Annotated in this window: 11 protein-coding genes; 8 read left to right on the top strand and 3 right to left on the bottom strand. The window is 66.7% G+C overall.

Annotation, left to right across the window (positions count from 1 at the left end; genetic code table 11):
* The first annotated feature begins 3 nt into the window (after positions 1-3).
* Complete coding sequence (gene pucL / locus ABZW16_RS21735) at positions 4-909, top strand: factor-independent urate hydroxylase (protein WP_354957760.1); 906 nt, start codon at positions 4-6, stop codon at positions 907-909.
* 4 nt (positions 910-913) lie between these two features.
* Positions 914-2,275 carry an 8-oxoguanine deaminase gene (locus tag ABZW16_RS21730; protein ID WP_354957759.1) on the top strand — a complete coding sequence of 454 codons (1,362 nt, stop codon included), beginning with the start codon at positions 914-916 and terminating at the stop codon, positions 2,273-2,275.
* A 712-nt stretch (positions 2,276-2,987) separates the two neighbouring features.
* Here the strand turns inward: ABZW16_RS21730 and ABZW16_RS21725 are convergent.
* Together ABZW16_RS21725 and ABZW16_RS21720 are read right to left on the bottom strand one after the other, a co-directional pair.
* Positions 2,988-3,569, bottom strand: coding sequence for a DUF742 domain-containing protein (locus ABZW16_RS21725; RefSeq protein ID WP_354957758.1), 582 nt, complete (start codon positions 3,567-3,569; stop codon positions 2,988-2,990).
* Between the two features lie 2 nt (positions 3,570-3,571).
* Positions 3,572-4,291: a hypothetical protein gene (locus tag ABZW16_RS21720; protein ID WP_354957757.1), complete on the bottom strand. Its 720-nt coding sequence runs from the start codon at positions 4,289-4,291 to the stop codon at positions 3,572-3,574.
* Positions 4,292-4,704: 413 nt separating this feature from the next.
* Between ABZW16_RS21720 and ABZW16_RS21715 the strand changes: the two genes are divergently transcribed.
* From ABZW16_RS21715 to puuE, 6 genes are all read left to right on the top strand, one after another.
* Complete coding sequence (locus ABZW16_RS21715; protein ID WP_354957756.1) at positions 4,705-4,995, top strand: hypothetical protein; 291 nt, start codon at positions 4,705-4,707, stop codon at positions 4,993-4,995.
* 459 nt (positions 4,996-5,454) lie between these two features.
* Positions 5,455-6,312 (top strand): FAD binding domain-containing protein, encoded by an 858-nt coding sequence (locus tag ABZW16_RS21710; RefSeq protein WP_354957755.1) that lies wholly within the window; start codon positions 5,455-5,457, stop codon positions 6,310-6,312.
* Positions 6,309-9,437, top strand: a complete 3,129-nt coding sequence (locus tag ABZW16_RS21705; protein ID WP_354957754.1) for a molybdopterin cofactor-binding domain-containing protein — start codon at positions 6,309-6,311, stop codon at positions 9,435-9,437. Before ABZW16_RS21710 ends, ABZW16_RS21705 begins: the two co-directional genes overlap by 4 nt.
* Before the next feature lie 117 nt (positions 9,438-9,554).
* On the top strand, positions 9,555-10,742 hold the full coding sequence (locus ABZW16_RS21700; protein ID WP_354957799.1) for an aldolase/citrate lyase family protein: 1,188 nt from the start codon (positions 9,555-9,557) through the stop codon (positions 10,740-10,742).
* Positions 10,743-10,934: 192 nt separating this feature from the next.
* On the top strand, positions 10,935-11,939 hold the full coding sequence (alc, locus tag ABZW16_RS21695) for an allantoicase (protein WP_354957798.1): 1,005 nt from the start codon (positions 10,935-10,937) through the stop codon (positions 11,937-11,939).
* 11 nt (positions 11,940-11,950) lie between these two features.
* A complete protein-coding gene (puuE, locus tag ABZW16_RS21690; protein ID WP_354957797.1) occupies positions 11,951-12,859 on the top strand; it encodes an allantoinase PuuE in 909 nt (302 codons plus the stop codon).
* 64 nt (positions 12,860-12,923) lie between these two features.
* Here the strand turns inward: puuE and ABZW16_RS21685 are convergent, their stop codons facing one another.
* Positions 12,924-14,063, bottom strand: coding sequence for a lipase family protein (locus ABZW16_RS21685; protein ID WP_354957753.1), 1,140 nt, complete (start codon positions 14,061-14,063; stop codon positions 12,924-12,926).
* Between the last annotated feature and the right edge of the window lie 61 nt (positions 14,064-14,124).

The following is a 14,124-nucleotide window of genomic DNA, read 5'->3' as shown; positions in this document are numbered from 1 at the left end:
GCCATGGAGCTGACCGGGCCGATCGTGCTGTCGGACAACCGATACGGCAAGGCGGAGAACCGAATCGTCCGGATCTACCGGGACGATGCGCGCCACGAGATCCGCGATGTGAACGTATCCACCGTGCTGCGCGGCGATTTCGCCGACGCCTATGTCGCCGGTGACCAGTCGAAGGTGCTGCCGACCGATACCCAGAAGCAGACCGCATATGCGTACGCGAAAAAGCCTGGGCTGCAACCGATCGAGGACTATGCGCTGGCGCTGGCCGCGCATTTCGTCGATGAGATCGATCCGGTGCACAGTGCGCGCATCGAGGTCGATGAATATGCCTGGCAGCGGGTCACCGTCGACGGCAGCGAGCACGACCACACCTGGGTGCGGCAAGGCCCCGAGGTGCGGACCGCGGCGGTCACCGTGGCCGGTAAGGGCGACCGGCAGCGGGCCTGGGTCATCGGCGGGGTCAAGGATCTGGTGATCCTCAAGTCGACCGGTTCGGAGTTCGCCGACTTCCTCACCGACGAATTCACCGTGCTCGCGCCGACCCGTGACCGGATGCTCGCGACCTCCCTCATCGCGCAGTGGCGCTTCGCCAGCACCACCGGAGTGGACTGGGACGCGGTGTACACGGGTGTTCGGCAGCGGATGGTCGAGATCTTCGCGACGCTGCATTCCAAAGCCTTGCAGCAGACGCTGTTCGAGATGGGCAAGGCCGCGCTGGCCGCCTATCCGGTGCTGGCCGAGATCCGGCTGGCCGCGCCCAATAAGCATCACTTCGACTACGACCTGGGCCGATTCGGTATCGAGAACCACGGCGAGGTCTACCATGCCGACGATCGTCCCTACGGACTCATCCACGCCACCGTGCGACGCGAAGATGCCCCGGAAGCCGGACCGGCATGGATACCGTAGGCGCATGACGACAACGACGGTCATCGACGGGTGCGCCGTGGCTACCGTCGATCCGAACGGCACCGAATACCGCCGCGGCCATGTCACGGTGGTCGACAATCGGATCACTGCGGTCGGCGCGGGCGACGCGCCCGATCTCGGCGCGGATGTGCACCGGATCGATGGCCGTGGCTGCCTGCTCACGCCGGGTCTGGTGAATACCCACCACCATCTCTACCAGTGGATCACCCGTGGTCTGGCGCCGGACAACACCCTGTTCGAATGGCTCACCACGCTCTACCCGATCTGGGCGGGCATCGATGAAGACGCGGTTCGCGTCGCTGCGACCGGTGCCCTCGCCACGCTGGCGCGCACCGGGTGTACCACGACCACCGACCACCACTACGTTTTCCCGCGTGCGGGCGGCGACCTGCTCGGCGCGGAGATCGCCGCGGCCGCCGAGGTCGGATTGCGGTTCCAGCCGTGCCGCGGCTCGATGGATCTCGGGCAGAGCTCGGGTGGGCTGCCGCCCGACCAAGTGGTGGAAACCCTCGACGCGATTCTGGCCGCGAGCGCGGATGCCGTTGCGCGCTGGCACGATACGTCATACGACTCGATGCTGCGGATCGCGCTCGCCCCCTGTTCGCCGTTCTCGGTGACGACGGAGCTATTGCGTGAATCGGCTTCGCTGGCACGCGATCTCGGGGTGCGCCTGCATACCCATCTGGCCGAGACGATCGACGAGCAGGAGTTCTGCGCGGAGAAATTCGGCTGCACACCGGCGCAGTACATGGAGCAGCTGGGCTGGCTCGGTTCGGATGTCTGGTACGCGCACGGCATCCACCTCGATGACGAAGCCATCGGCACCATGGCGAAAACGGGTACCGGAGTGGCACATTGCCCCACGTCGAATGCCCGGATCGGTGCCGGTATCGCGCGCACCGCAGATCTGGTCGCGGCCGGAGTGCCGGTCGGACTCGGGGTGGACGGCTCGGCGAGCAATGAATCCGGTTCGATGATCGAGGAGCCGCGCAGCGCGCTACTTTTTGCCCGCGCCAAGGGCGGACCGCGGGCGATCAGTACACGAAAGGCTTTGGAACTGGCCACCATTGGTGGTGCACGGCTGCTCGGGCGCGCTGCCGAGATCGGTTCGATCGAACCGGGCAAGCTCGCCGATCTCGCGCTGTGGCGGCTCGATACGCCCGCGCACGCGGGCATCGACGATCCGGTGACCGCATTGATCCTCGGCTCCGCGCCGCCGCTCGCCGCATTGATCGTCAACGGGCGCACGGTCGTTCGTGATGGCGAGGTGCGCACCGTCGACGAGGAGAAGGTCGGTGGCGAGGTCGCTCGCGCCCAGGCGGCGCTGGTCGCGAAGGCGGGCTGAGGGCCGAGCACGATCGGGATGACGTTGATCGTGCAGAGCCACGAATGGGCTGGGGCATGTAACGGCGCGCTCACGCACTTCGCGAACAACTCCGCGAGCACTCGACTCCCAGTTTGTGGGCCTAACGCTAATCAAACCGAACCACCCCACGGTCACAGGGCCGACGCTCCAGATCAAGCCGGTTGGCACACGCGCGGTGATATCGAAGGCACGACCTGCGGTTTTGTCGGTTCGCTGGCTACCGGCACTCCTTGCGTACCTGCATGATCGGCAGCGCCGAAACATCCGAATCGACAGATAACCAGCGAAAACACTCGATATGCGGCATTATCGCTCGGGCAGCCGAGTAACGCGCGGCGCAGCTCGGTCTCATCGACTGTCGTCGATGCAGAAGAGCGGGCCGGGCCGTGTCGCAGCGGCACTTGCGGCCTTGCGACACTGATGTGAACGAGGCAGTCAGGTTCGTGATTACTGGAAAGAGCACCGCAGAGGGCAGTGAGCTGGATTCCTGCACTCGGGGTGGTTCAAATGTCCAGCAGGGAGAGCGGATTGTGTTGTGCGGCTGTGGGTTCGGTCGCCTTTCGCTCTCTGTGTGGCGTGGGGTTCGCTACTCTGCGGCAGGTTTATGCTGACGTGTGAGTCGATGCTGTCGGTGGCCACGACCAGGCCGTCGGTGGTCGGCAATTGTCCGTCGGCGCGGAAGGTCGCGTAGTCAGGCCCCAAAAGTGCGGCGGGTCTCGTTGTGCACCTCTTCGGACAGAGGGACCTCCCGCACGCTCGCGGCTGGTTTCAGGATGGAGAGGTGCCCGCTGTCGAGCAGGTCGGACACGACGATCTCCGCCACTGAGAGCGGCATGTTCAGCACACCCGCGATCTCGGCGATCGATACCGAGACATCTTTACTGCACAAGGACATGACACGGCGGGCGTCGGGCGTGGCCGCCGCTGTGAGTTCCGTCGCGGCCACGACCAGGGTGAGCAGATCCAGCTCACGGGTGCTACGGGTACGCCCGCCGGTGCGGACGTACGCACGGACCAAGTCCCGATCTTGGCTGCCCCAACTCATTCCAGGTTGCCGTCGTACCGGGGCGAGGCGGGTGTGGGCGGCGGTGGCCTCGCTGAAGCTGCTGGCGGCCAATAGGTCCCGCATCAGGGCGCGGCGCGCCCGCGCAAGTGTGTCAACGACGGCGTCGGGGTACGTGTCGGCGGCGGTGGTCTCGTTGGCGAGTTCACCGAAGCTGCTGGCGGCCAATAGTTCCCGCATCAGGGAGCGGCGGGGATCGTCGGTGCCCATTCCTACCTCCTTCCTCGTCGCAAGACATCGAGTAGCGGGTGCGCATCCATCAGTCGGGACCAGCGCTGCCCGACCGCTTTCGGAGTAAGCCCAACCCGAACAGCGATCTCCTTATCGGATTCGGCCGCGATCTTGCCGAGCACGATCGCGTGGCTGATCGGATCCAGGTCCAGGAGGGAGAGTGCCTCCTTCACAGCCTCCTCGTCGCGGCGCTTCTCGCCAGCCTGATCATCAGCGACAGCGGCCTGCACCACCTCCGCGACAGCAGGGTCGTCAAGACTCACGGTGCCTGCCGGCGCAGAACGATGATCCTTGCAGAACTTCTCGAATTCGCCTGCGAAGGCGTACTTGCAGCCGTTGATGAACCAGGTGGCCATCAGGGTGCCCTGCTTGGGGCGCCATCCCTGGTTGTTCAGCCATCCGCGCTGAAGCCGGCTCAACGCTGTAGCCACGGTCATTTGGGCCAGTTCTTCACGCAACCCAGGGTCCCTGAGTAGCAGCAACTGCTCAGGGCTCGGGCTCACACGTATTCCGAGCAGAGCGGTGTGGTAGTAAATGGCCCCATTGCCGATCCAGGCTCGGATGATCGGCAAGGCCCAGCCTGCCAAGCCTTCGGCGAAGTCCTGCCACATGTCGCCAGTGAAACCAGCCTCGCACAGAAACTTATAGATCAGGGTATCGGGGATATCGGGCGACATAGTCAAGACGATGCCTTCGCGCACGTCAGCACCGCCCGGTAGCGCGTCTGCCGGGTCAGATGCCGGCACTTCACAAGCTTCGAGCGCGTCGGTCGCCTCGGCTCCGGAGCCTGACTTCGGCCATGCGGTGGTGCCGGTTCCGGGCGATGAGTCGGTGCTTTCCCTATGTACTGGGGTGGGGGGAAAGTAGCCACGGATCGGAGTGATTCGCCGCAGCGTTGGTCGGGGCCGCGGTTCCGAGTTGGTCATCGAGGCGGCCTCCGGGCGGCCGGTTTGCGGTTCAGAATGTGTGCGTTGCTCACGTTAAGGTGATATCTGCCGATCGGCTCGTCAATCCCCGCACGCAACGAATTTCTCGCTCACGACAGTAACGGGGATCTTTACGAGGCGGCTGGCGTAGAACGTCCGCGATGAGCCCAACCTAGAAAGGACTGCTCATGACGGACACAACCATCACTCCCCAATCGGACGCGCGGTCGGCCGTGCCGAGTTGGCCGCAGGTCGCGCTGTACCTGGGACTAACCGCGTTGGCATTCGGCTTCATCCTCGCCCATGGAAACCGAAGTTCCGATCGAGCCGCCTCGATCGCGATCGGGGTCATCATCGCGATCGGCATCGTCGTATTCCGCCCGAGCAAACGGACACTGTTGCGGGCCCGCAAGACCTTGGCGGACAAGCTTGATCCTGGGAAGCCCTCGCCGACACCAACAGCGTGCACAATTGCCTGACGGTCGACATTCGAGCGATACGACAGCAACCGATCGGTTCGGTGCCGAGTGCAAGCGCTGCTACAACACGGTGGCAGACCGTCGCACCCGTAGTCGGCCGTGCCGCGGCAGCGCCACGCAGTCCCGCCCACCGGAACCGGTTCGGACGAAGACCTTGTCGTTCGTACCGACTCGCATCGGCTCGGCGGGAGAACCACCGAAACCACCGCGACCGGCATGTCGACAGAACCTGATCCGCGTGCCGTCGACATGGCAAAACATCAGCGGACGCCCGGACCCGACGAAACGCGCCCCCGCCGCAGACGCATATCCACCAGATCGACTACCCCTGACCTGCGCATAGTTCTCGAGGGAGGATGGTGGTTACCCCCGCGCAATCTGCGGTGGGCGTTGTGAAATATCGACGCAACGCTCGGCTCCTAGGGTTGGCGGCGGAGGAACGGTGGAGCGAGGTGTGGCGTGGATCTGGACACGATTCGGGATGTGATGGTGGCTCGGGAGCGGGCTGACCTGGCTTTTGTCGGTGAGGCATGTGGGGTGCTCGCTGGTGGGACGTTTTTGTTCTCCGAGCCGCAGGCGGGGTTGGATCGGCTGGTCGATATCACCGGGTTCGGGTGGCCCGCGCTGACGGAGACGGGCGCGGGGCTGGAGATCGCGGCTACCTGCACGTTGGCGGAGTTCGCTGGGGCGATGCCGGGGCGGGAACTGGGGGTGGAGGTGTTGCGGGCGGACTGGCCGGGGACGGCACTGTTCGCGCAGGCGTGCCGGGCGTTGCTGGCATCGCACAAGATTTGGCGAACCGCGACGGTTGGGGGGAATGTGTGTTTGTCCTTGCCCGCAGGTGCGGTGCTGGGTGCGCTGGTGGCGTTGGACGGTGTCGCGCTGGTGTGGTCGCCGGACGGCCGCGATCGGCGGATTCCGCTGCGGGAGTTCACGCTCGGGCCGGGACGTAATGTGCTCACCTCCGGTGAGGTATTGCGATCGATCACCATTCCGACTCGAACCCTGCACGCGCACACCGCTTTCCGGAAGATCGCGCTGGCTCCGCTCGGTCGTTCGGGGGCGGTCGTGATGGGGCTTCGTGAGCAGTACGGCCGGTGTGCGATCACCATCACCGCAGCCACCGACCGACCTGTTGTGCTGGATTTCGCTGCGACACCTGGTGATTACGAACTATCGGCCGCGATCGAGGCCATCGATCCGACGCTGTGGTTCGACGATCCGCACGGTGCACCGGACTGGCGCCGTCACGTCAGCGGTGTGCTGGCGCGGGAGGTAGCCGCCGAGCTACGTGGCGAAGCCGGTGATTCGCAATGAAATTCGAGGTAGACGGCCGGACTGTGCAGGCCGATCCGCGACCGGGCCAATGCCTGCGCACGCTACTGCGCGAGCAGGGCGTCTTCGCGGTGAAGAAGGGCTGCGATGCGGGGGACTGCGGCGCCTGCACCGTGCAGCTCGACGGTGTGCCGGTGCACTCCTGCATCCTTCCCGCCTACCGCGCCGCCGATCGCACCATCACCACCGCCTCCGGCCTGGGCACCGCCGAGGAGCCGCATCCGATCCAACAGCGATTCGTGGATTCGGCCGCCTTCCAATGCGGCTTCTGCACCGCGGGCATGGTGGTCACCGCCGCCGGCCTCGGCTGCGGCGGCCCGGCGCACCCGGATGCGGGAGCGCTGCCCGAGCTCATGAAGGGCAACCTGTGCCGCTGCACCGGCTATCGCCCGATCGCCGATGCGCTGACCGGCACGATTCCCGCGGCCATGGTCGATGACCAATCGGCAGGCGGCGGTCCGATGTTCGGCCTCGAGTCGGGCGCTGCCCCGGCAGACGGCGAGGGGGCAGCCTCGAGTCTCGGCGGGGAAACGGCCTCGGCGTGCGGCCGAATCCCCACCGGAGCGAATGGCCCCACCGGGCCACAGATCGCGGCCGATATCGCGACCGGCCTCGGCTCGGATGTCGATGCACTCGGCGATGTCGAAACTGTCGGCTTCGACCAGGATGCGGTCTTGGCGGCGGGCGGGCGAATTCGCGGCAGTACGGCCGAGCCATGGAGCGAGGCCGATACGACCGCCGTCTGCGGTATGACGGCGGGCACGGCGGCGGCCGGCCGGGTCTCGGCGGGTGACGCCACTTCAGCGGAGCGCACCGCCTTCGGACGAGCGGGCACCGGCGTCGGCGCACCCGCTGGACCGCGGATCGTCACAGGCACTGAACCGTTCACCTTCGACGTCTCGCCACAGGACGCACCGACCAGCACGGATGCCCCGCCGGTTGCCCCCCTGCATATCGCGGTTCTGCCGAGTCCACATCCGCACGCGCGGATCGTCTCCATCAACACCACCGCGGCACAAGAACTGCCCGGCGTGCACGCGGTGCTCACCTACGCTGATGCGCCGGATATCGCGTTTTCGACCGGGCGCCACGAACTTCGCGCCGACGATCCCGACGACACCTACGTGCTCGATCGCACGATGCGATTCGTCGGCCAGCGGGTTGCCGCCGTGGTGGCGGAGAGCATGGATATCGCCCGTGCGGGCTGCCGTGCGCTGGCGGTCGAGTACGACATCCTGCCCGCGGTATTCGATCCGGCCGGGGCACTGCTTCCCGAAGCGCCGAAACTGCACGGTGGAAAGCCGGATTCGGCTCGCATCGCCGATACCGAGCGGAATCTGATCGCCGAGGTGGACGGCGAGGTCGGCGATGTGGCGGCGGGTCTGGCCGCGGCGGCGCAGGTGGTCAGCGGTGTCTGGCATTCGCCGCGCGGCCAGCACGTACATCTGGAAACCCACGGCGGCATCGGCTGGTTGGACGCGGACGGCAGGCTGGTCATCCGATGCAGCACCCAGGTGCCGTTCCTGGTTCGCGACGAGCTGTGCCATCTGTTCGGGCTGCCGCGGGATCGCGTGCGGGTCTTCGCCAAGCGGGTCGGCGGCGGGTTCGGGGCCAAACAGGAGATGCTGGCCGAGGATCTGATCGCGCTGGCGGTGCTGCGCACCGGACGACCCGTCCAGTACGAATTCACCCGGTCCGACGAATTCACCAGCGCCACCTGCCGTCATCCGATGCGGGTCGCGGTCACCGCGGGCGCGGATGCCGACGGCGTGCTGACCGCGCTATCGATCGATGTGCTCGCCGATGCCGGTGCGTACGGCAATCACAGTGCGGGCGTCATGTTCCACGGCGTCGGCGAATCCGTCGAGGTCTATCGTTGCGCCAATAAGCGCGTACAGGCAAAAGCGGTCTATACCAACAATGTTCCCTCCGGCGCCTTCCGCGGCTACGGCCTCGGACAGATCATCTTCGGTGTCGAATCGGCCATGGACGACCTGGCCCGCGCACTCGGCATCGACCCGTTCGAATTCCGCCGACGCAATGTGGTGGTACCCGGCGATGAGTTCGTCGGCGCCGAAGTCGACCGGGGCGATCTGGCATTCGGCAGCTACGGTCTCGATCAATGCCTCGACCTGACAGAGCGAGCCATACTGCGCGGCAATGGAGTTCCCGCACCGGGCCCGGGCTGGCGGGTCGGCTCCGGCATGGCGCTCGCCATGATCGCCACCATCCCGCCGCGTGGCCACCGCGCCGAGGCCACCGCCACTCTGCTGCCCGACGGACGCTACGAGATCCGTGTCGGCACAGTGGAATTCGGCAGCGGAACGACAACGGTGCACGCCCAGCTCGCGGCAACGGCATTGCATACCGATGTGCGCCGCATCGTGATTCGCCAGGCGGATACCGATGTCGTCGGCCACGACACCGGAGCCTTCGGCTCGACCGGCATTACGGTCGCTGGCAAGGCCTGCTACGCCGCGGCGGTGGCCTTGCGCGAGCAGATCCTGGTCCGGGCGGCGAAACTGACCGATCGCCCCGAGGCGGAATGCGTCCTGGAATCGACGGGCGTGCGCTGCGGCGACCGGCTGATCGGTGTCGCCGAACTGCTGGCCGACGGCGAGTTGTCCGGACACGGTGAACATGCGGGCAGCCCGCGTTCGGTCAGCTTCAATGTGCAGGCATTCCGGGTCGCCGTGCGGCCGGAGACCGGCGAGGTGCGCATCCTGCATTCGGTCCAGGCCGCCGATGCGGGCACGGTGCTCAATCCGGTGCAGTGCCGCGGCCAGGTGGAGGGCGGGGTCGCGCAGGCCATCGGCTCCGCGCTCTACGAGGACATGCGCTCCGATCAGGGGGTGGTAACCACGCAGACGCTGCGGCACTACCACATCCCGCAGCTCGCCGACCTGCCGCGCACCGCGGTCTACTTCGCCGAAACCGCCGATGACCTGGGCCCTCTCGGTGCAAAGTCGATGAGTGAATCGCCGTACAACCCGGTCGCCCCCGCGCTGGCGAATGCCATCCGCGATGCTGTCGGGGTACGCCAGACCCGTTTGCCGATGACGGCCGACCGGATCTGGCGAACCCTTCAGGAAGGAGATCACGGGTGAGTTCCCCGCGACGTGAGCGTCAGGCCCGGAGGAGGCAGTGTGGGTAACCACGGAGGGGCCGGGAGCGGCGCAAATCCAACACACCTACCCGAGCAGGTCCGCGCCGAGATCGACGCGATGCTCGACGCGGTCGACGCCGATCTGCGCACCCGCTATCCGGGCCCCGACGGCCGGGTCCAGCCGATTCACACCGCCTATGTGCCCGCCGACCGCGCTACGGCCGACACCCCCGCCGAATGGGGTGCGGTGGCGACCGAACTCCTCGATCGCCACTACGATCTGCTCGCCGAACTCGACCACACCGACGCATTGCCCACCGTGCGCGCACAACTCGAGCGGCACCCGATCCAGGATCTGCGCATCGACTTCGAGGACGGCTACGGATTCCGGGCCGACATCGAGGAGGACAAGGCCGCGACCAATGCTGGCACGGTGCTCGCGGAGTGGGCGAAGCTGCCCGGTGGGCCGACGAGTGTGGGCATCCGGATGAAGGGTCTGGCGGGCTCCGAACGCGACCGCGCGCTGCGCACCCTCGAGCTGGTGTTGGCTGCGGCGGGGGGCGTACCAGCGGGTTTCGTCTTCACCGTGCCGAAAATTCGGGCAGCGGAACAGGCTTCGGCATTGGTGGCATTGTGCGAGGGATTCGAGCGCGGTTTCGGACTCGATGCGGGCACGCTGCGTTTCGAACTGCAGATCGAGAGCCCGCAGGCGATCATCGCCGCCGATGGCAGCGCGCCGATCGCCAAGATGATAGGTCTGTCCGAGGGGCGCTGCAGCGCACTGCATTTCGGCACCTACGACTACACCGCGGCATGCGGGATCGCCGCACCCGATCAGGCGCTCGACCATCCGGCCGCGGACTACGCGAAGTCGGTCATGCAGGTCGCCGCGGCCCAAACGGGCGTGTGGGTCTGTGACGGCTCCACCCAGATCGTGCCGGACGGCGAACCGGAAGCCGCACTGCGCAACCACCATCGGCTGGTCGGCCGGGCCCTACGCCTCGGTTACTACCAGGGCTGGGATATGCACCCCGGCCATCTGGTCACCCGCTGGCTGGCCACCTACGAGTTCTTCCGGCAGGCCATCGATGTCGCGGTCCCGCGGCTGGTGGCCTATCTCGATCGGCGTTCCGGCGGCGTGCTGGACGAGCCCGCCACCGCGGAGGCCCTGGCCGCCACGGTATTGCGCGGCGTGCACTGCGGTGCTCGTACCGCCGACGAATTGCGTTCGCTCGCACCGGCATTGACCCCGCAGGTATTGCGCGCACTGGTCGCGCGTGCGCCGATTCCGCAGGAACCGGCGTGAAATGCGGCCATACGACGATCGGCTGTCGGTGGGCCGCACGGTGACCTCGCGCGGCACTGAACATTCGGTGGCCCGCGGTAATCGATACCTGATGCGCGGCAGTCGGTGTTACGTCGCGCGCGGCACGAACCGGATGCGGGATTCCCTCGCGAAACAGGAGGTGCGATGAGTGCAGTATCGCGAAGCGATTCGATGAGGGGCGGTGGTCAGGCGACGGGTGGGCGCGACCCGGTCGACGTAGACGATTTCACGCTACTGCCCGATCTGGCCGTCCGCTCGCTCGGCGGATCGGTGATCTGGGCCAACGATGAATTCTTCGCGGAAAAGGAGAATTTGATCAATCCGGGCCTGTCGGAATACCGGCCGTCGACCTTCGGGCACAGGGGCCAGATCTACGACGGCTGGGAAACCCGCAGGCACCGCGGCCGCCCCGGCGACGACTCCGCCATCGTGCGCCTCGGCGTGCCCGGCGTGATCCGCGGCATCGTGGTGGACACAGCCTGGTTCAAAGGCAACTATCCGCCGGCGGTTTCGGTCGCCGCACTCGAGATCGAGGGCTATCCGCCCGCGCAAGCCATTGCCGACCGCGATGATTGGGTGACCCTGATCGACCATGCCCCGGTATCCGGTGACAGCCGCAATCCCTTCGTCATCGAGAACGAAAAGCGGTGGACCCATGTGAAACTCACCATGCACCCGGACGGCGGCGTGGCCCGGCTGCGCGTGCACGGCGAGGGCAGGCCCGATCCGCGGCTGCTCGGTCTCGGCCCACTGGATCTGGCCGCGCTGGAGAACGGCGCCCTGGTCCTGGACTGCTCCAACCGCTTCTACAGTTCGCCGAACCAATTGCTCTACCCCGGACTGGCCGGGAAGATGGGCGACGGCTGGGAAACCGCCCGCCGCCGCGACGACGGCAATGACTGGGTGCGCATCCGACTCGCCGGTCCCGGGCTCATCCGGCTCGCCGAGATCGACACTTCGTACTTCCTCGGCAACAGCCCCGGCGCTGCTCGGCTCACCGGACACACCAATGACGGCACCGAACTCGAATTGCTGCCGCGCACCGAACTGCTGCCCGATACCCGGCATCGATTCGCGATTTCGCCGGTGGCGGCCTCGGTGGAGGAGGTCCGGCTGGATATCTATCCCGACGGCGGTCTCGCGCGGCTGCGCCTGTATGGGGAGCTCGGGGGATGAGCGACACCGGCATGAATCAGCGCGACTTCGTCGGATACGGACCGACGCCACCGGATCCGAAATGGCCGGGCGATGCGAAGATCGCCGTCCAATTCGTCCTCAATTACGAAGAGGGCGCGGAGAACAGCGTCCTCGACGGCGACTCGCATTCGGAGACCTTCCTCTCGGAAATGACTCCGGCACAGGCCTTTCCGAACCGCCACATGAGCATGGAATCGCTCTATGAATACGGCTCCCGGGCCGGACTCTGGCGGGTCCTGCGCGCCTTCGAACGTCGCGATCTACCACTGACCATTTTCGCCGTCGCCCGTGCCATGCAGCGAAATCCGGAGGCGGTGGCCGCTTTTCAGGAACTCGGCCACGAAATCGCCAGCCACGGTCTGCGCTGGCAGTCCTACCAGCTCACCGACCGCGACACCGAGCGCGCGCATATGGCCGAGGCCGTGCACATCCTCACCGAGCTGACCGGCGCGGCCCCGCTCGGCTGGTACACCGGCCGCGACTCCCCGCACACCAGGGAATTGGTGGTCGAGCACGGCGGTTTCGTCTACGACTCCGACTCCTACGCCGACGACCTCCCGTACTGGGTGACCGTGCACGGCCGCAACCACCTGGTGGTCCCGTACACCCTCGACACCAACGACATGCGCTTCGCCTCACCGGCGGGCTTCCCCAGCGGGGACCAATTCTTCGCCCACCTTCGCGACGCCTTCGACATCCTCTACCGCGAAGGTGCCGAGGGCAGCCCGAAAATGCTCTCGATCGGCCTGCACTGCCGCATTGTCGGCCGCCCGGCCCGCACTGCCGCCCTCGAGCACTTCTTGGATCACGTCCAATCCCACAACGACGTCTGGATCACCCGCCGCATAGACATAGCCGAGCACTGGCACCGCACCCACCTACCGGTGCGCAGCAATTGACTTCGGCCCGAGCACCCAAGGATTCCGCGGAATCAGGGTGCTCGGGCCATTCGGCACAGCCGTGTCAGGCGAACAGACCGCGGACGAACGGCAGCGAATCCCGCAGCGACGCATTGACCGTCCCGTCGTGATCCTCCGGATAGATGTGCACTGTCACCGGCTGCCGATTGACCGCGAGCACCGCCGCGAACCGCAGCGTCTCCGGCGTTATCACATCCGTATCGCGCAGCCCCTGCCCAAGGAACAGCGGCTTGTCGTAACCAGATTCGGGCAGGCCAAGGTAGTCGTACAGGAGTCCGTGCACGTTCGGAATCTGTGCGAGCGGCCGTGCGAACAGATCGCCGATCACTACGCCGCTGGCACCGAGTTCATCGCGCAGCGGGAGGATGCACGCCTCGCGCGCCCGGGCGAGCCATGCGCGTCCGGAGTCGGTCAGGAAGGACTCGATATCCAGCTCGGGGTGAGTCGTGCGCAATCCGTTCAGGATGTAGAGCACGTATGCGGTGCTGAACGGGCTCAGCTCGAGCGGCGGCACACCCGGCCCGAGCAGTTGCAGAACATCCTCGATATACGCGGGCACACCGGTGCCGACCGCGCCGCGGTAGTCGAGCTCCGGCCCGCCGAATTCGGTCGCGTACCGCGCGGTGGACACCGCCGCGCCGCCGCCCTGTGACTGTCCGACGACCACCCATTTCTTCGCCAGCGACGGGTACTGCGCGGTGGCGGCCTCGACCGCGTCGACGACGTTGTGCGCCTCCACGCGTCCGTTCAGATAGGGATGTTCGCCGGGCGTGCCGAGTCCGGCGTAGTCCGCGGCCACGATCGCGTAACCCTGCGCCAGCCAGGTCCCCAGATACGCCCAGTCCCGTTCGACGGCGCTGGGTCCGGCAATGCTGTAGGCGCAGTTGTCGCCGAGCCCGACCGTGCCGTGTGCCCACGCGATCACCGGCCAACCGCCCTCGGGGGCCGGACCGGGCGGGAAGTAGACCGCGGCGCTGGCCACCGTCGGCGCATCGCTCACGGTGGTGGTCGAGTACAGGATGCGGCTGGAGTTCACCGAACCGGGCAGCGTGGCGACCGCGGCAAGTGGTGCGACGGATACGACGGCGCCGGGATCGGCCTGGTCGGCGCCCGCCGTGGGCAGTCGCAGCAGGCTCGCGCCGCATGCGATGGCGATCGCCGTGGTGAACCACAGTTTCCGCATAACACTCCTATCGGGCGTCCAGCGGTGAACTGGATGCCTGCCCGAGAGTTCGGATGTCGCA

This window comes from Nocardia sp. NPDC004604 (assembly GCF_040609795.1).
In the GTDB taxonomy this organism is placed as follows: domain Bacteria; phylum Actinomycetota; class Actinomycetes; order Mycobacteriales; family Mycobacteriaceae; genus Nocardia.
Note: the sequence above shows the minus strand (reverse complement) of the source record. Positions and strands in the feature narration are given on the sequence as shown.

Excerpts from the sequence above, each read along its gene's own strand:
- ABZW16_RS21700 (WP_354957799.1), top strand. The coding sequence starts at position 9,555 with ATGCTCGACGCGGTCGACGCCGATCTGCGCACCCGCTATCCGGGCCCC.
- ABZW16_RS21705 (WP_354957754.1), top strand. The coding sequence starts at position 6,309 with ATGAAATTCGAGGTAGACGGCCGGACTGTGCAGGCCGATCCGCGACCG.
- ABZW16_RS21730 (WP_354957759.1), top strand. The coding sequence starts at position 914 with ATGACGACAACGACGGTCATCGACGGGTGCGCCGTGGCTACCGTCGAT.
- ABZW16_RS21725 (WP_354957758.1), bottom strand. The coding sequence starts at position 3,569 with ATGGGCACCGACGATCCCCGCCGCTCCCTGATGCGGGAACTATTGGCC.
- pucL (WP_354957760.1), top strand. The coding sequence starts at position 4 with ATGGAGCTGACCGGGCCGATCGTGCTGTCGGACAACCGATACGGCAAG.
- ABZW16_RS21685 (WP_354957753.1), bottom strand. The coding sequence starts at position 14,063 with ATGCGGAAACTGTGGTTCACCACGGCGATCGCCATCGCATGCGGCGCG.
- ABZW16_RS21715 (WP_354957756.1), top strand. The coding sequence starts at position 4,705 with ATGACGGACACAACCATCACTCCCCAATCGGACGCGCGGTCGGCCGTG.
- alc (WP_354957798.1), top strand. The coding sequence starts at position 10,935 with ATGAGGGGCGGTGGTCAGGCGACGGGTGGGCGCGACCCGGTCGACGTA.
- puuE (WP_354957797.1), top strand. The coding sequence starts at position 11,951 with ATGAATCAGCGCGACTTCGTCGGATACGGACCGACGCCACCGGATCCG.